Annotated in this window: 16 protein-coding genes; 6 read left to right on the forward strand and 10 right to left on the reverse strand. The window is 67.4% G+C overall.

Annotated elements, in window-relative coordinates; translation table 11 throughout:
* Positions 1–187: 187 nt before the first annotated feature.
* The 7 genes from JOD67_RS31220 to JOD67_RS31250 all read right to left on the reverse strand — a co-directional run bounded on the left by JOD67_RS31220 (position 188) and on the right by JOD67_RS31250 (position 7466).
* Positions 188–952, reverse strand: a complete 765-nt coding sequence (locus JOD67_RS31220; RefSeq protein WP_205121278.1) for a sugar phosphate isomerase/epimerase family protein — start codon at positions 950–952, stop codon at positions 188–190.
* 13 nt (positions 953–965) lie between these two features.
* Complete coding sequence (locus tag JOD67_RS31225; RefSeq protein WP_239554119.1) at positions 966–1871, reverse strand: ABC transporter permease; 906 nt, start codon at positions 1869–1871, stop codon at positions 966–968.
* A gap of 87 nt (positions 1872–1958) precedes the next feature.
* Positions 1959–2804: a carbohydrate ABC transporter permease gene (locus JOD67_RS31230; RefSeq protein WP_307782620.1), complete on the reverse strand. Its 846-nt coding sequence runs from the start codon at positions 2802–2804 to the stop codon at positions 1959–1961.
* A 40-nt stretch (positions 2805–2844) separates the two neighbouring features.
* Positions 2845–4584 (reverse strand): extracellular solute-binding protein, encoded by a 1740-nt coding sequence (locus tag JOD67_RS31235; RefSeq protein WP_205121281.1) that lies wholly within the window; start codon positions 4582–4584, stop codon positions 2845–2847.
* 18 nt (positions 4585–4602) lie between these two features.
* Positions 4603–5769: an oligogalacturonate lyase family protein gene (locus tag JOD67_RS31240; protein ID WP_205121282.1), complete on the reverse strand. Its 1167-nt coding sequence runs from the start codon at positions 5767–5769 to the stop codon at positions 4603–4605.
* Positions 5770–5776: 7 nt separating this feature from the next.
* Positions 5777–6565: a glucosamine-6-phosphate deaminase gene (locus JOD67_RS31245; protein WP_205121283.1), complete on the reverse strand. Its 789-nt coding sequence runs from the start codon at positions 6563–6565 to the stop codon at positions 5777–5779.
* 163 nt (positions 6566–6728) lie between these two features.
* Positions 6729–7466 (reverse strand): phytanoyl-CoA dioxygenase family protein, encoded by a 738-nt coding sequence (locus tag JOD67_RS31250; protein WP_205121284.1) that lies wholly within the window; start codon positions 7464–7466, stop codon positions 6729–6731.
* A 109-nt stretch (positions 7467–7575) separates the two neighbouring features.
* Between JOD67_RS31250 and JOD67_RS31255 the strand changes: the two genes are divergently transcribed.
* Positions 7576–8397 carry an AraC family transcriptional regulator gene (locus tag JOD67_RS31255; protein ID WP_205121285.1) on the forward strand — a complete coding sequence of 274 codons (822 nt, stop codon included), beginning with the start codon at positions 7576–7578 and terminating at the stop codon, positions 8395–8397.
* Positions 8398–8401: 4 nt separating this feature from the next.
* Here the strand turns inward: JOD67_RS31255 and JOD67_RS31260 are convergent, their stop codons facing one another.
* Both JOD67_RS31260 and JOD67_RS31265 read right to left on the reverse strand, forming a co-directional pair.
* Entirely contained in the window at positions 8402–9670 is a 1269-nt protein-coding gene (locus JOD67_RS31260) for a Gfo/Idh/MocA family protein (protein ID WP_205121286.1), read from the reverse strand.
* Positions 9667–10704 carry an alpha/beta hydrolase family protein gene (locus JOD67_RS31265; RefSeq protein ID WP_205121287.1) on the reverse strand — a complete coding sequence of 346 codons (1038 nt, stop codon included), beginning with the start codon at positions 10702–10704 and terminating at the stop codon, positions 9667–9669. The genes JOD67_RS31260 and JOD67_RS31265 overlap by 4 nt, the downstream gene beginning before the upstream one ends.
* Positions 10705–10812: 108 nt before the next feature.
* Between JOD67_RS31265 and JOD67_RS31270 the strand changes: the two genes are divergently transcribed.
* Complete coding sequence (locus tag JOD67_RS31270) at positions 10813–11799, forward strand: LacI family DNA-binding transcriptional regulator (RefSeq protein WP_205121288.1); 987 nt, start codon at positions 10813–10815, stop codon at positions 11797–11799.
* Positions 11800–11955: 156 nt separating this feature from the next.
* Here JOD67_RS31270 and JOD67_RS31275 read toward each other — a convergent pair whose 3' ends face one another.
* Positions 11956–13083 carry a serine hydrolase domain-containing protein gene (locus JOD67_RS31275; RefSeq protein WP_205121289.1) on the reverse strand — a complete coding sequence of 376 codons (1128 nt, stop codon included), beginning with the start codon at positions 13081–13083 and terminating at the stop codon, positions 11956–11958.
* Positions 13084–13198: 115 nt separating this feature from the next.
* Here JOD67_RS31275 and JOD67_RS31280 point away from each other — a divergent pair, with 115 nt between their 5' ends.
* From JOD67_RS31280 to JOD67_RS31295, 4 genes are read left to right on the forward strand one after another with little or no spacing between them, the layout of a single operon-like run.
* A complete protein-coding gene (locus JOD67_RS31280; RefSeq protein WP_205121290.1) occupies positions 13199–14305 on the forward strand; it encodes an ABC transporter permease in 1107 nt (368 codons plus the stop codon).
* Positions 14302–15222: an ABC transporter permease gene (locus tag JOD67_RS31285; protein ID WP_205121291.1), complete on the forward strand. Its 921-nt coding sequence runs from the start codon at positions 14302–14304 to the stop codon at positions 15220–15222. The genes JOD67_RS31280 and JOD67_RS31285 overlap by 4 nt, the downstream gene beginning before the upstream one ends.
* Positions 15222–16259 (forward strand): ABC transporter ATP-binding protein, encoded by a 1038-nt coding sequence (locus JOD67_RS31290; RefSeq protein ID WP_205121292.1) that lies wholly within the window; start codon positions 15222–15224, stop codon positions 16257–16259. Before JOD67_RS31285 ends, JOD67_RS31290 begins: the two co-directional genes overlap by 1 nt.
* The gene (locus JOD67_RS31295; protein ID WP_205121293.1) at positions 16256–17107 is read left to right on the forward strand and encodes an ABC transporter ATP-binding protein; all 852 of its coding nucleotides are present in this window, start codon (positions 16256–16258) and stop codon (positions 17105–17107) included. The genes JOD67_RS31290 and JOD67_RS31295 overlap by 4 nt, the downstream gene beginning before the upstream one ends.
* Positions 17108–17112 lie beyond the last annotated feature (5 nt).

A 17112-nucleotide genomic window follows, 5' to 3' on the forward strand; every position in this document is an offset into this window, starting at 1 on the left:
CCTACGGGACGAGGGTGCCCCTCACCCCAACCTCGGCGCCACCCACCCATGATCATGAACGTGATCATGAAGGCGAACCGTCGCATACGATCAGTTAGGCTTCACGATCACGTTCATGATCACGGGCCTGAGCGCACCCAGCGGATGGCCCGGGCCACCCCGGCACAGGGGGCCCTCAGCCGAGAGCTCAGGGTGCGTCCGCCAGCAGCGGTCGTAGGGTGGTGAAGCTGCGGGCAATGCTGGCGAACGGGTCGTCGGCGCAATGGTCCTGTTCGACCACGTACCACTGCACGCCGGCCTTCTCGCAGGCGGTCACGACCGCCGGCCAGCTGACCTCGCCCTCGCCGACCGCTACCGTCTGGACGGACGTTCCGCTCCCCCGTACGTCCTTCGCGTGCACGAGCGGCACCCGTCCGGACAACGTGCCCAACCAGGCGACCGGGTCGTCGCCGGCGGCGTGCACCCAGCCGATGTCGATCAGCGCCTGGAGGTCCTCAGAAGCGTTCTCCCACAGCACATCGAACATCCGCAGACCGGACTCGTCGCGCTCGAACTCGTAGCGGTGGTTGTGGAAAGCGAGCCCCAGACCCTCCACCGCGAGCTGCCGAGCCACCTCCGACGCACGGCGGGCGAACGTCACGGCTCCGGAAACGCTGCGGAACTCCGCCGGCACGTTGGCCAACACGATCCAGCGCCCGCCCATCGCGTGGCAGTCCTTCGCCGCGCCGGCGACATCGGCCTCGAGGCGGGTGAAGTCCAGGTGATGCGTCAGCAACCGCAGTCCGGCGTCACGTACGACCGAGGCGAAGCGGGACAGTCCGAACCGTTCTGCCAGCTCGACGTACGGCTCCACACCGGAGTATCCGATCTCGCGCACCCGCCGCAACGTCTCGGCGAGCTCGGACTCGGACGCCAAAGCATGCCGAAGCGTATAGAGCTGCAGGCCGATCACCAGAGAATCCCCTTCACCACAAGCTGGAGTCCGTCATCCACCGCGCGATCCGGTTCGCCGCCACGATGAGCACCAGGCCGACGACCGACTGGAACACGCCGATCGCCGCCCCGTACGAGAACTGCGGCACCTGCGAGCCCAGACCGACCTGGTAGACGTAGGTGTCGATCACCTGCGACGAGTCGAGGTTCAAGGCGTTCTGCATCAGCAGCACCTTCTCGAATCCGGTCGACAGCGTCGACCCCATCGACAAGATCAGCAGGATGATCGCGACCGGCGCGATCCCGGGGAGGTCGATGTGCCACACCCGACGGATCCGCGACGCTCCGTCGACGGTCGCGGCCTCGTGCAGCTCGGGGTCGATGCCGGCGAGCGCGGCCAGGTAGACGATCGCGGAGAAGCCCATCGTCTGCCACGCGCCAGACCAGACGTACACATGGCGGAACCACAACGGATCCGACAGGAAGTCCGGTACGGGAACGCCGAGCTTCTCCAACGCCAGAACGTAGATCCCGCTGTTCGGATCGAGGATCGCGAACAGGATCCCGACCACGACGACCGTCGGGATGAAGTGTGGAGCGTACGTGATCATCTGCACGACGCGTGAGAACCAGCGGCGCTTCACATAGTTGAGCGCCAGCGCGAGGATGATCGGCAGCGGGAACGTCGCGACCAGCGCGTAGAAGTGCAGGACCAGCGTGTTCTTGATGACCGGCCAGAACAGGTACGAGTTCATGAACGTCTCGAAGTTCGCGACCCCCACCCACGGACTCCCCCACATCCCACCCGCGGGGTTGTAGCTGCGGAAGGCGATCTGGATGCCGATCATCGGCCAGTAGTTGAAGATCGCGAGGTACGCGACCGGAAGCACGAGCATCGCGTAGAGCTGCCACCGGCGCAGGACTCGCCGGCTAGTCATCCGGGCACGCGACGGTGGAGCCGGTGCGGCCGGGGACGCGGTTTCCCGTACGAGGGCGGCGGCGTCGGGCTGAGCGGTCATTCGCCATCACCCCTTGAGCGATCCGATGCGGACACCGCGGACGAACTGCTTCTGCACGAACGGGTACGCGAGCAGCGGCGGCAGGCTGGCGATCACGATCACCGCGTACTTCAGCAGGTCGCGAATGTCCTCCTTCGTATTGCCTTCGGCGATCGCCTGCACCTGCGAGGGATCCACGGTGTTCTGGATGAGGATCTGGCGGAGCACGAGCTGTAACGGAAAGAGCTGGTCGTTCGTGAGATAGATCAGAGCGTTGAACCAGGAGTTCCACTGCGCCACGCCGTAGAACAACGCGTTCACCGCGATGATCGGCTTGGAGAGTGGCAGCACGATCCGCAGGAAGAACCGGAAGTCCGAGCAGCCATCCATGTGCGCGGCGTCGAGCAGCTCGTTCGGGATCGTGATCTGGAAGAACGTGCGCGTGATGATGACGTTCCAGACCGCGACCACGCCCGGGATGATCAACGCCCAACGAGTGTTGAGCATCCCGAGCTCGCGGACGACCAGGTAGGTCGGGATCATCCCACCGCTGAAGACCATCGGGATGACGAAGAACACCATGATCACGTTGCGGGCGGGAAGATCCTTGCGGGACAGGGGATACGCCGCCAGCAGCGTGAGCGAGACCGCGAACGCCGTGCCGCCGACCGTGTAGATGGCGGAGTTGACGAAGCCGGTCACGATCGTCTGGTACTCGAACACGGTCTCGTACGCCCGGGTCGTCACATCGACCGGCCACAGCCACATCTGGCCGGAGGTGATGGCGTCCGGGCTGCTGAACGACGCCGACAGGACGTAGATCAGCGGATACAGCACCGAGGCGGCGAACAGCCCGAGGACGACCGCGCTCACCCGCCCAACGGCGCGGTCGCCTCGAGTATCCCGGATGCTCCTATTCTCCTGGACGCTGCTCATACGACCGCTGGTTGAGCTCGAGGTAGTCGCTCAGGTGCATCTTCTGAAGGGTGTCGGTGTAGTCGGTCCAGTCACCGTCGTTGTTCGGATCGACCTCGCCCATGACGAACTTGGCCTCCATCTGCGTGACGTAGTTGTTGATCGTCGTCGACAGGTCGCCAGCCTGGGCCGAGTCGGCCTCGGACATCGTGAGCGGTGGCACCTGCAGTTCCTCGGGCTGCCGGTGCGGGTAGTACGCGCTGTTCGTGTCCTCGTAGAGCTTCTTCTCGTGCTCGGGCTTCTTGGGGTCGATCGCCGAGCTCATGAACCAGTCCTTCGACCAGTAGAGAACCCCGTCCTGGTACCAGGACTGCCCCGGCTTCGCGGGTGGCGGCTGGAGGTACTTGTACACGGCCTGCCGGCCGTCGATGCCGACCTCGCCCTTCTTCGCCCACGTCCAGCCCACGCCTTCCGGGCCGAGGTACGCGCGGTTGAGCGACTCCAGCTCGTACTGGCTGTCCGCCCACATCGCGGCGATCTCCGGGATCTTGCAGGCCTTCGTGATCACGAAGTTCCCGATGTAGTAGGAGCTGTAGTAGTCCCAGGTCGTCTGCCGGAATCCGTTCGGCCCCTTAAGCGGCGCGATCGGGGAGTACTCCCAGTAGCGCGGCGTGTCGACGGTGAGGAAGCCCCGCCGGCCGACGACGGTCCCGAGCGTCACGACCTTCGCCGTTCCGAGCTTCTTCATCTGGTCCGACGTCTGGGTGAACGTCTGCTTCGGGACGAGACCCTGCTGGTAGAGCTTGTTGAGGTAGCGCAGACCCTCGCGCCACTCGTCCTTGTCGAAGACGCAGTCGACCTTGCCCTCGTTCAGTGCCAGCCACGGCGAGCCGGGGTTGTACATGAACGAGCCCATGATGAACGAGTCCAACGTCACCTGGGACATCTGCGTGGTGAGCGGGATCTCGTCGGCCTTGCCGTTCTTGTTCGGGTCGCCGTTCTTGAACTCCACCAGCATGTTCTCGAACTCGTCGAGCGACTCCGGCACCTTCAGCCCCACCTGGTCCAGCCACGGCTGGTAGACGAACGCGCCGGCGTTGTGCGTGTGACAGTGGAAACAGTCGTTCACGCTGGGCATGCAGTAGATGTTGCCGTCGGGCGAGGTGATGACCTTCTTGGCGTCGGGATACGCGTCGAAGATCCGCTTCGTCTCGACGCAGTACTCGTCGATGATCTTGTTGAGCGGAACGAACAGCTTCTGCTGCGAGCCGTAGATGCTCAGCTGGGACGGCGTGAACCCGGACCACGGGAACATGAAGATGTCTGGCAGGTTGCCGGAGCTGATCATCGCGTTGACCTTGGTCATGGTGTCGCTGCCGCCGCTCGCCATGACCTGGAACTTCACCTTGACGCCCGTACGCTTCGTGAACCAGTCGGTGAACGCGTTCTTGTTCCAGTCCCCGACGGTGATGTCCGCGGGCACCGCGACGGTGAGCGTGGCGGGCTCGGTGGTGATCGGGCCCTTGGTCGACGCGATGGGTCCGATGTATCCCTGCGGATAGAGGACGTTCGGGTTCGGCGTGGTCTTCGGGCCCCCCGCGACCGGCTTGCCGGCGGCGGCATGAGAGCCGCCGCTGGCACCCGAATCACCACCGTTGCACGCGGCGATCGTCGGTACGGCGACCGCGGAAGCCGCCGCCGCCTTGAGGAATCCGCGTCGCGACAGGTGCGTCGCCATGTTGCCTCCTGAGGTGAGCTACCTGGGGCGTTCGTGAACGGGAAGCGCCTCCACGTCGTCGGGAACGTCGATCAGGAACACGTTCCCGTAACCGTTGTGGTCGCTGGTGAACACGATCTGGTTGCCTGCGGCGTTGAACCGCGGATGAACGTGCACGTGCTGCACGTGGAACGAGCCTCGGTGCGTGTGCAACGTCCGAGGCTTGTCCCACGCGTCGCCGGTGGAGCGCCACAACACCAGCTGCGGGAAGTCGCGCTGCCCGTCGCCGACGACGAGACCGACGTCATTGGAGTGGCAGTGCTGGACCGAGACGGTCTCCATCTCCTGCTGGTCGGTGTTGTCGTAGTTGATCGAGCCGAGGAACGGCCTGCCCTGGAGCGTCCCGTGGTAGCCGATGTGCTCGCCGTCGGCCTGCCAGTACTCGTGGCCGACGCGTTCGCCCGGCTCGGTCGGGCGGATCTTCCAGGCCTTCCCGTTCTCGATGTCGAGGCCCCAGATCCGGTGGTCCACCAGGTCCCACGGGCCTTCGTGGCAGAACGTCAGCAGATCGGCGCGGCCGGGTGAGGTGTTGATGTGCCCGATCCAGTGGTTCTCCTCCCAAGCCACGTTGGGCGGAGAGCCGTCGACGGGGATGCGGACGACCTGCGAGAGCGGATGCAGGTCGACGTGTTCGGCGAAGCCCGGATACAGCGACAGCCGGTGGTAGTCCGGGCCGAGCATCGCGGCGAGCTTGTCGTTGACGTCCTCGGTCACGTTCACGCAGACGTAGCGGCCGTCCGCGGTGACGTTGGTGCACCCGCTGCCCTTGAAACCCTCGGGCACCTCGTAGAGAACCCGCTCCTCGAGCGTGTCGAGGTCCAGGGCGACGAGTCGGCCGCGGAACCAGTAGTACGCCTCGTCGCGGGCCGGGTTGACGCTCGTCGAGAGGAACGTGCCGGAACCGGCGTCCGGCAGGTCCGTCAGCTGCCGAAGCTCACCGCTCTCGAGGTCGACGCCGTAGAGGTTCGTCGCGTTCTGCCGGTCCGAGCCGACGACGAGCTTCCGGCCGCCGTCGTACCAACCGGCGTTGGTGAAGTAGAGGTGGTGGCTGTTGCCCTTGTGGTTCGTGAGCTGTTGCACGCGGGCGTCGGTCTCGACGTCGCGGAACTCGATCCGTTCCGACGGGAAGGCATCGCCTTTGGCCATGGTCGGTTCATCCCTCCCGGTCCAGCAGCGAGGCGGACTCCGGGTCCAGAAACAGCACGGCGTTGCCCTGACGGCGCAGCGCGGTCGCCGGGCAGGAGTTGTCGACGGGCGCGGTCAGCGCGGCGCGGACGGCTTCGGCCTTCCTCCGTTCGGGAACGGCGACCTGGAGGGAGCGCGCGGAAAGTAGAGCCGGAACGGTGAGCGAGATCGCCGTCTCGGGTACGGACTCGATGCCGGCGAAGTGTCCTTCGTCGACCTGCTGCTTACGCGACCTGTCATCGAGTGAGACGACCCTGGCCCACCGTTCGTCGGCGAAGTCAGCCTGGTACGGCTCGTTGAACGCGAGGTGGCCGTTCTCCCCGATCCCCATGCAGACAAGGTCGATCGGCTTCTCCCTGAGCAGGTCCTCGTACCTCGCGGCCTCCGCGGACGGGCTCGCGGCCCGACCGTCGAGGTAGTGCACGCGGGCGGGGGCGAGTGGCCGCTCGAGGTTCTCGGCGATCCAGCGCTGGAAGCTCGCCGGGTGGTCGGGGCCGATCCCGACGTACTCGTCCATGTGGAAGACCGTGACCGCGTGCCAGGGAACGTCGGCCACGTCCACCAGTGCTTTCACGAACGGGAGCTGCGAGTTTCCCGTGGCCATGACGACCCGAGCCTCGCCACGCTCGCGGACGCTCGCCCGCACCACCTCCGCGGTGTGCGCCGCGGCCGCCTGTCCCAACGCGCGCTGCGAGGACAGCACCCGCACACGCAGGGACTCCGCGGCGAACTCCCAGCTCGCTCCGCCGTCCGCCATTCCGTCGCCTCTCCTCGGGCCCGTTCGCCTACTGTCGCACGACAATAACGCAAGCGCTTGCATTGAGGAAGACTCGTGCTGGGTAAGTGTGGTCGACGACTCGTCCAGATGCGGTCATCGCGCCAGTTTGCAGGATCTTGCAGCACCCGCGCCGACGGGCACCTCAGGCGATCACGGACGGGTACGGGGTGCGGGGTGCGTCGCCGATGTGGTGGTGGTCCGGGCCGAAATAGCTCATCGTCACGGCACGGCGAGGCGAGCCGGACTGGTTGGCCGCGGTGGCGTGGACGAGCAGACTGTGGAAGAACAGCCCGGTGCCGCGCGCCATCGGGACGTGTACGAGCTTGTCCACGTCGTAGTGCGTCTGCGGCACCACGTAGTCGTGCGCCGTGTTCTCGTGCGGCAGCGCGCCGGCGCGGTGGCTTCCCGGGACGACCATCATGCAACCGTTGTCGATCGTCGCGTCGTCGAACGGAATCCAGCACGACCAGAGCGACATCGGCTCGATGGGCCAGTACGGCGAGTCCTGGTGCACGCCCTTCTCCGATCCCACCGATGGCGGCTTCATGAGCGCGTCGGCGCGGTACAGCCGGAGGTCGCCGCCGACGAGCGCGCGGACGCGCCCGGTGATCTCCTCGGACGAGATCAGCGAACGGAACAGGTCGTCGCCCCACAGCCCGCTGATCTTGCGGATGTCGAGCCCGTCGGCTTGCTGCCGGGCGAGTGGCTCGCGCTGCAGCTCCACCCCTGCCGGCAACGGGCGCGAGCCCGCCGCGTACTCCTGTAGCCTGTCCGCGAACCGCGCACAGTCCGCGGCGGAGATCAGCTCCTCGACCAGGAAGAAGCCGTCGCGATCCACGTTCTCGACCGGCACCTCATGATGGATCCGCGAAGCAGTCATGGTGATTCTCCGTCCGTGAGAGCAGCACTTACCTGCAGTCTCGCCAGGGACTCGCGCCAGTGGTATGGACGTTCGCGCTGGATGGCTGGACGTTCCGGAGCGGCACCCGATGGTCGATGAACGGTCCGACGTCTCCGTCGCCGCCCTGGCCGGCGCGTTCTTCGCCTGCCCGCCCTCGTGGTCGCTCGGCGAACGCACCCGGCCGCACTACCAGCTGTGGCTGGTCTGCGGCGGCGAGGTGACCTTTACGATCGACGGCCGATCGGTCCGTACGGTCGGCGAGCGATCGGCCCTGCTGCTCTCCCCCGGCCTCCGACATCGCGCCGAGCATCGCCCCGACCGGCCATTGCACTGCTACGTCGTCCACTTCGTCGGACGGAGCTACGGCCTGCCGACGGCAATGCTCTGGGACCCGTACGCGATCTGCGAGGTCGAGCAGACCGCCTGGACGGCGATCGCCGGCTCGGCACGCGAGCTGTGCACCGAGCTGGCCGATCCCAAGCCCGGCAGCACATTGCTGGCGAACGCCGCACTGACCCGCGCCCTCGGCCTGTTGCAGCGAAATGCGGTGGACGTCGAGTCGCTGGCGTACGGCGAACGCACGGTGGCGGCCGTCGCGGCCGTCGTCGAGCACATCACCGCGCACTACCGCGACGACCTGTCGCTGCGCGACCTCGCCGGAGTGGCGAACGCCAGCCCTGCCCACCTCAGCCGGCTGTTCCGCCGCACGCTCGGGCTGTCGCCGATCCAGTACTTGCGTCGCCATCGGCTCGACCACGCGAAGCGGCTGTTGACCGACACCGACCTGGCCGTCGCCCAGGTCGCAGCTGCCGTGGGCTATGCCGACGGCTTCTACTTCAGCCGCACGTTCCGTCGCGCCGAAGGCATGTCGCCCACGCAGTACCGGCACGCGAGGCGGCCCGGCCTCTGACGCGTCAGTCGAACTCGCCCAGCAGCTCGGCGAGCTCGTACGCGCGGTTGTCGCGCACCGAGCGCCAGATCGCCTCGCCGGTCGCCACCGCGTACGCGCCCGCCCGTCCGTCGGCGACGATGCCCAGCTCGACCGACTCCTCCGACGGTCCCGCGAACAGGTCGTGCCGCAGCCGTGGGTCGGCCCCTCCATGCCCGCCAGCCGCGGCCGGCACGACGTACGACACGGGCTGGCCGAACATCGGATAGTGCGTGATCCGCGCCGACTCCGGCGTCTCTCCCCCGCCGTCGCGGAACGTCACGTCGGACGCCTCGATCCGGCCGTGCGTCCCGCTGATGCCGAGCCGGTAGCCCTCCCACGGACCGGAGAAGCTCAGCGTGTACGTCATCGAAGCTCCACGCTGGAAGCGGATCACGGCCGCATACGTGTCCTCGATGTCGATGGCCTCGTCGTAGATGTAGCGCTGCTCGTCCGGCGGGTACTGCACGTCGTACGGCAGATCCGCCGCCGCGCTGGCGGTGGCCCAGCGCCGCTGGTACGGGCAGCGCTGGCGCTGCTCACTCGGCGAGAGGTCCTTGCCGGGATTGTGTGGGCTGTCCGGCCCGTAGTAGTTGAGCGCGCCGTACGCGAACACTTGCCGCGGCACGTCGTCGACGAGCCAGTTGACCAGGTCGAGATGGTGGCAGGACTTGTGCACCGAAAGGCCGCCGGACAGCGCGCGTTGCCGGTTCCAGCGGTGGAAGTAGCTGGCGCCGTGGCAGGTGTCGACGCTCCACAGCAGGTCGACGTTCGTCACCCTGCCGACGAGCCCGTCGCGCACCATCCGCTTGAGCTGCCGGTTGCGCGCGGTGTGCCGGACGTTGTGCGCGACGCGGATCGAACCGCTGCTGGCACGTTCGGCGGCGAGCATGGCGCGGGCCTGCGCGCAGTCCGCGGTCATCGGCTTCTCGGTGATGACGTCGAGTCCGCGTTCGAGCGCCGCGATCGCGTACTGCGCGTGGCTGTGGTCCGGCGAGGCCACGATCACCACGTGCGGCTTGGTCTCGTCCACCATCCGGTCGAACGCGTCGGAGACGTAGCACGGCACGTTCACCGCGTGCCGTTCGGCGAACGCCGCCATTCGCCCCTTGTCGACGTCGGTGACGGAGACCAGCTGCCCGTACGCCGACAGGTCGTCGGCGGGATCGCCGCTGGCGGGCCGGCCCAGCAGCGGCAGCGCGAACATGTCCAGGCCGCGTTTGCTCAAGCCCACCAGGGCGTAGCGCGTGCTCATGCAGTCTCCAGGGCTCGGGCGAAGAACTCGGCGGATCCGTGCGGGTCGAACCGGTGCCCGCCGGCGAACAGGTTCAGCTCGAGCCGCTCGGCGGCGCCTGCCGCCGCGTAGATCTCGCGGACCCGCTGGTGGCAGGCGAGTGCGGAGTCGACGAGGAAGCACTCGTCGTGCGCGCCGATGTCGACCAGCAGCGGCAGCGGCGCGAGCAGGCCTTGCAGGTCGGGGACGTCGACGAGCTCGTAGAGGCCTGGCGTGACCTGCGAGCCGCAGTAGTTGGCGTCGCGGTAGGCGAAGTCGGCGAACAGGTCGCTGTAGCAGACGATCTCCGCGGCCCTCAGCCGTTCGTCCAGGAGCGCGCTCCACAGCGTGAGCGTGCCGCCGCCGGACAGGCCGACGACGCCGAGCCGGTCCGGGTCGACGAACGGCAGCTCGCTGGCGAAGTCGACCAGCTTCCGGCCGTACGCGAGGTTCATGCCGAGCGGCGTCATCCCGAGCATCGTCGCGTGCAGGTAGTACAGGTCGCACCGGTCGTGGCCGCCGCCGACGGCGCGGTGGTGCGGCTTGCGGTCGTCGGCGAGGTCGCCGTACCCCATCCAGTCGATGGCGAACGTGACGAAGCCGGCCTCGGCGAGGTGGCGGCCGTAGCCGCGGTGCACGTCTTCGCCGGGCTCGCCCATCACCGGCTCCTTGCCCGCCGCGGTGTGGCCGTGCCAGCAGAGGATGCCCGGGCGTCGTTCTCCGCGGGTGAGATCGGCGGGGCGGTTCACGTACGCGACGGCGGACAGCCCGGGCTGGACGTCGAGGTGCCAGCGCTGCCGGAGGAGCGGACCGTCCCGCCATTCGGCGACCAGCTCGGGATGCGGGTCGACCTGGGCGGGGAGCCTGCCGAGAGTGGCCAGAACGGCCGGCTTGGCCCGCGTTCGCCAGGCCGGGAAGGCGCCGGCGAACCGGTACCGTGGCAGGTGCGAGCGTGCGGTCGCGAGGAACAGCTCGTACGGGCTGAAGTTCCGGCGCGCCTCCGCACTCCGCTCCATCGCCCGGACGCTACCACAACCGCTTGCAGCACGTGCAGTGCTCATGCGGCGGACTCTCCTGTGGAGTGTCCCGTCTCCTGGCACAAGCGCTTGCCGTACGATCACGTCATGAGCGTGACCCTCGCCGACGTCGCGGCTGCTTGCGGGATCTCACCGTCCACGGTGTCGCGGGCCCTGTCCGACCCCGACAAGGTCAACGCCGCTACCCGGAAGCGGGTCCAGCAGGTGGCCAACAGGATGGGCTACACGCCGAGCCGAGCCGCCCGTTCGCTGTCGATCGGGCGCACCGGCACGATCGGGCTGATCGTGCCCGACATCGCGAACCCGTTCTTCCCGCCCTTGATCAAGACCGTGCAGTCGCGCGCGACTGCACGGGCGAACGCGGTGCTGCTCGCCGACACCGACGAGCACGTCGCGGACGAGCTGCCGCGCGCGCGGGCGATGCGCAAGGACGTGGACGGGCTGATCATGGTGTCGCCGCGCACGTCGGAGGCGCGGATGGAGGAGCTCATCCAGCTCGGCCCGATCGTGTTCGTCAACCGGCAGGTGCCCGGCGCGACGTGTGTGACGATCGAGAGCGCGAACGGCATCAACGACGCGATCGAGCACCTCAGCGCGCTCGGGCACAGGAACATCTGCTACCTGAACGGGCCGCGCCGTTCGTGGTCGAACGCCCAACGCCACAAGGCGATCCGCGCGGCGTGCAAGTCGCGCGGCGTCGAGCTGACCGAGTTCGGCCCGTTCGAGGCACAGGTCCAGGCCGGTGTCCGGGCGGCCGACCTCGTCCTCGCGAGCGACGCCACCGCGGTGCTCGCGTACGACGATCTGATCGCACTGGGCGTGATGGGCCGGATCGCCGAGCGCGGGCTGCGCGTCGGCCACGACGTCAGCGTCATCGGCATCGACGACAGCCCGATGTCGAGCGTGATGTACCCGACGCTGACCTCGATCCACGTTCCGAACGCCGAGGCCGGAGCACTCGCCGTCGACCTCCTGCTCGACCTCCTCGAGGGCGTCGAGGGCGTGGACCCGGACGAGACCGAGCTGGAGACCCACCTCGTGATCCGCGGCTCCACCGGCCCGGTCCCGGCCTAGCCTCGACCTCTCGTCCGGCGGTGGGTTCGCCCCGGCCGGCCCTGCCCTGGGGCCAATGATCATGTTTACATGATCATTTGCCGCTTTACGTGGGGTGGACGCCAGGTAGAGCGGTCACTGGCCGGGTAAGGCGACCACGACGCTGAGCCGATGCGGTCAGGCCTCGTCGGCTCCCGCACGGAACGCACTCTCGCCGGGAACGGCGGTGAGGAGCAGGTCCGCTCCGGCCAGCTCGCTGCCGCGATCGGTCAGGACGAGTGGATCACCCTGCCAGTCGAGCCCGGCCAACGTTCGGTTCCTTGCACGGCCAGCGAACAAGGGAAAGGGCCACATCGACTCGGCTATGAGGAGCTCCACCTCGTTCCCCGAGCGGACCTCCATGACCTCCTGGCCGTCCAGCCACCAGGAGCGAACGACCTCCCGGCGCTGCCAGCGCTCGACCGCTTCATCGCGAAGCACGCGGTGGTCCACAGCCGCGTTGGCGACCAGGACCGATGCGCCACGTCGCGGCCAGACGAGAACGCAGGTGGTGTGCCCGAGGATCGTCCCTGAACTCATGAGGGTCAGGTGGGCTCCCTCCCGGTGGATGCGAAGGCCGGCACCGAGTGCCCCGCCTGACCCATCGGCGACCGCGCATTCGAGGAGCAGCTCGATCATCTTCCCGGAAACCACGTCCGGTCGATGCCCAGCGAGGGCGGCAGCGAGCCCGACCAGGTCTCGCGTGGTCGACCGCAGGTCCCCCGCGGGCGCCGCAGCGCCCAGCACCCCGGGAGGTTCGTCGACTCCGCGCGAGAACGACGTCGCGTGCATGTCCAGCGGCGCCAGCACCTGGTGGAGCAAGAGGTCAGCGAAGGGCTGATCGACGAGTTGCTCCAGGCGAAGCGCCGCCAGTCCGTACGCGGCGTTGGAGTAGTGCCACGTCAACGGCGGCATCCACAGTGACGGCGTACGACTGAGAGCGGTCGTCAACTCGTCTCGGAAAGGTCCAGCCGAGAACCAATGGTCCGGTCGAAGCTCGAACGGGAGACGCGAGGTGTGGTTGAGCAGGGACCGCCAGGTGATACCCGACGACGGTGCGATCGGATCGGACCAGCCCAACACGCCGTCCACCGCCAACCGTGCGACCACGAGCGCGGTCAAGGTCTTCGTCACCGACGCGATCGGGAAGCGATCGTCGAGTCCGATCGGCCCGCTCGCGTCGAGAATCGTGCCGTCGTCGCCAGCGTGGACGCGGGTGAGGGCCAGACGGTCATCGGCAAGGTCGTGGCTTCGGACGGAGTGCATGGTCAGGATCATACGAAGCTGACACCTCGTTGCGTAGCATACTTACGTACTTCGATGAATTTTTTGAACCAGAATCCATGGACGCTTCGTTATTTAATGACGTAGATTCCGTGTCATGCCGACCAACGGCGCGCAGACGGCCTCGCCAAGCGCACGGGACCGCGACCAAGGCGCCAGCCGCCGCGCCTCGGGGTTCGGGGTGGTTCGGCAGCTCGCCGCGTTCCTGGTGCGGGCCGTCCTCAGAACCGTCCTGATGCTCTGGTTGGTCGCCAGTGTCACGTTCCTGGCGATCCGGGCACTGCCCGGCAATCCGGTCGACGTCTGGGTCCAGGACATGCAGGGCACCGGAATGACCGCGGCCCAAGCCGAGAAGCAGGCAACGCGCCTGCTGAACATCGACGTCAACGAATCGCTGTGGAGTCAGTACGTCAGCTACCTGAACAACCTGCTCCGGGGGGACCTGGGGCAATCGGTCATTCTCTCGCCCGGCACGCCCGTCAGCGAAATGATCGGCGACCGGCTCGGCTGGACGCTCTTCAGCGTCGGGTTCGCCCTCATCATCGGCTTCTTCATCGGGCTGTACCTGGGCGGCATCGCGGCCTACCGCCGCGGGAGCTGGCTCGACCGGGTCATCACGAACGGCAGCGCGCTGATGGATTCGATCCCACCGGTCCTCCTCGGGATCCTGCTCACGTTCTACCTGAGTGTCGTGTGGGATCTGGTGCCGGTTCAGAACCTTCGGGGCGCGTACTCGCCCGACGTGCAGCCCGGCCCCAACCTCGACTTCGTCCTGAGTGCCTTGGCCCACGTCATCGCGCCGGGCACGGTGTACATCCTCACCAGCGTCGGCGCATGGGCGCTGATCATGCGGAGCAGCGCCCTCAGCGTGCTGGGTGACGACTACGTGAAGCAGGGGCGTGCTCGCGGATTGTCCGAACGGACGATTCGAGTGTCGTACGTGCAGCGCAACGCCCGGCTCCCCCTGGTGACGGGCTTCGCCATCAGCATGGGCTTCGTCGTTTCCGGGTCCGTCCTGGTCGAGGAGATCTTCGTCTATCCAGGTGTCGGCCAGCTCCTGGCCGACGCCCTTGCCCGACGCGACTACACCGTCATGCAGGGCGTGGTCATCGCCACCACCATCACGGTCCTCATCGCGACCGCCGTCGCCGACGCTCTGTACGGCTGGCTCGACCCTCGAACCCGGATCGAGGTGAGCTCGTGAACGATCTGGTGGATCGGCACACGGCGGGTCCGCCAGCCGACGGCAGTCCGGGCGATCACACCGCGGTTCCGAGGCGACGCCCGGTCCGCGGATGGATACGTCGCCTGGGGTTCGGCGGGACGTTCGGCGTCACCGGCCTGCTCGCACTGGTGCTCACGTGTGCCTACGGACGCTTCGGGTTGGAAGTCCCGTCCACCGACCTGAATGCGATCGCCCAGGCGCCCAGCGCGGATCACCCGATCGGCACTGACTTCGTCGGCCGCGACAATCTCGTCCTCCTGATCCGTGGCGGCTGGGACATGCTCGAGCTGGCGTTCGTCGCCGGCACCCTGATGTCGGCGATCGCCGTCGCCGTGGGCCTCCTCGGGGCGTTCGCAGGTGGCGTCGTCGACCGCGTCCTGGTGACCGTCACCGACGTCTGGCTGACGGTCCCGCGGTTCATCCTGCTACTCGTGATCGCAAGCCTGTTCCGTGTCGGATCGACAGTCGCGCTCGCCGTCCTCATCGCGCTGTTCGGCTGGCCCTACCTGGCGCGTCAGATCCGCTCTCAGGCGCTGTCGCTCCGCAGTCGTGAGTACGTGGAATCGGCACGTCTTCTCCAGCTTCGGACCGTCCACATCATGGTGCGATACCTGGTCCCCGCCGTGGCGCCGTTCGTCGTCATCGCGACGATCCAGGCCATGACCTCCGCGATCTATCAGCAAGTGGGCTTGGCGTTCTTCGGACTGGTACCGCTCGAGGACAACTGGGGCGTGCTGTTCAGCGTCGCGTACGGCCAGAACGCGCTCTATCTCCCCGCGGCCGCCTGGAGCATGCTCGCGCCCGTCGCGGCGATCTGCTTCCTCCAGTTCTGTCTCGTGCTCGCCTCGCGTTCGCTGGAGGAAGTCTTCGACCCGCGATTGAGGGGCGGTCGGTGATGACTGCGGACGCGATCGACACGACAGCACTCGGAGATCCGCCGACGTCTGTCGTTCTCGAGGTCGAGAGACTGACGGTGCGGTACCAAGAGGGGGACCGAACGGTCGAGGCGGTCACAGATCTGTCCCTCTCCCTCCGGCGAGGTCGCACGGTTGTCCTGATCGGAGAATCGGGTTGTGGCAAGACGACCGCCGCTCTCGCCATCCTGGGAATGCTCCCGCAGACGGCGACCATCCCTTCAGGTCGGATCAGGATCGACGCGGGTGGCAGATCGGTCGACATGCTCTCGGTCCCCGACGCGGAGCTGCGCTCCCTGCGTTGGAACCATGTCGCGTACGTACCGCAGAGCTCGATCAGTGCGTTCAACCCCATCCAACGCATCGGGCAGCACTTCCGACAGACCGCGGACGCCCATCGCATGGCACGAGGAGCCGCGGAGGCGAGAGCATCTGAACTGCTCGCCGCGGTCCACCTGGACCCGCACCGGGTGTGGCACTCGTACCCGCACGAGTTGAGCGGCGGCACCAGGCAGCGGGTTGCCATCGCGTTGGCGATGCTGCTCGACCCGGCCGTGATCATCCTTGACGAACCCACAACCGCGCTCGATGTGCTCACGCAGGATGCGGTGTTGCGGACCCTGCTCGAGCTCCAGGAGTCCACTGGCGTGAGCTATTTGGCGATCACCCACGACCTCGCCGTGGCAGCCGCCCTTGCGGACGACCTCGTCACCATGTACGCCGGCCGCGCCGTGGAGGTGGGCCAGGCGGCAGACGTGCTGGCCGAACCCCTTCACCCGTACACGCGCGGGCTCCTGCGGTCGATGCCGTCGGTCGATTCGCACGCCGCCGCCGAACCCATCGGTGGATACCCGCCGAGCATGGCCAACCTGCCACCAGGGTGTGCGTTCCACCCGCGTTGCGCCCTCGCCGAGCAGAGCTGTCGAAGCGGACCGTCGCCAGACCTCGTCCGGTTCGCGGGCCGGTCGGTTGCCTGCCCGATCGTCGCCACCGCGCAGGGTCCAGGTGAAGGCCGATGAACGGACTCGTCTTCCTTTCCGACATCTCCAAGGTGTACCGGAGTCGCCGACGGGAAGTGACGGCTGTCGACCGGGTGACCCTCGGTCTCGATCCTGGTCAGATCGTCTGCCTGGTAGGCGAATCCGGGTCTGGAAAGAGCACCATCGGTCGGATCGTCACCGGGTTGACCGACCCGACCGCTGGCGACCTGCGGTACGGCGGAGTGTCCGCGCGGTCGATGTCGCGGCGCGAGTTGAAGGCCAGTCGACTCGCTGTCCAGCTGATCCATCAGGACCCCTATGCCTCGCTCAACCCCGGAATGACCGTCGGCGCGACGCTTGCCGCGCCGCTCAAACGACACGAGGGACTGTCCGGAACCGAGCTCTCGCGTCGAATCAGGACCCTGCTGGAGGACGTGGGGCTGACGCCATCAGGGCTCTTCGAACCCAAACTCCCCCACGAGCTGTCCGGCGGGCAACGGCAGCGGGTGGTCATCGCCCGGTCCCTGACTGTCGACCCCAAGGTGCTCGTCGCCGACGAGGCGCTCTCGATGTTGGACGTCTCGATCCGAGTGAGCGTTCTTCAGATGCTTCGCGGGCTTTGCGACGACCGCGAGCTTGCTGTCCTGTTCATCACGCATGACCTCGCCGTCGCCCGCCAGTTCGGCGACGGCCACACCGTAGCGGTCATGCAGCAAGGGCGGATCGTCGAGCACCGCGACACCGCGACGCTCGTGGCGAATCCGGAGCACGACTACACCAGAGATCTGCTCCGCGCCGCTCGACACGAAGGCCTGCGATCCAGGCACTCGCCGCACCCGCAGTCGGTACCCGCGACAAACGCGCCGGCGATGCCGCCCGGACGTTAGGCAGC

This window comes from Tenggerimyces flavus (genome assembly GCF_016907715.1).
Classification (GTDB): Bacteria; Actinomycetota; Actinomycetes; order Propionibacteriales; family Actinopolymorphaceae; genus Tenggerimyces; species Tenggerimyces flavus.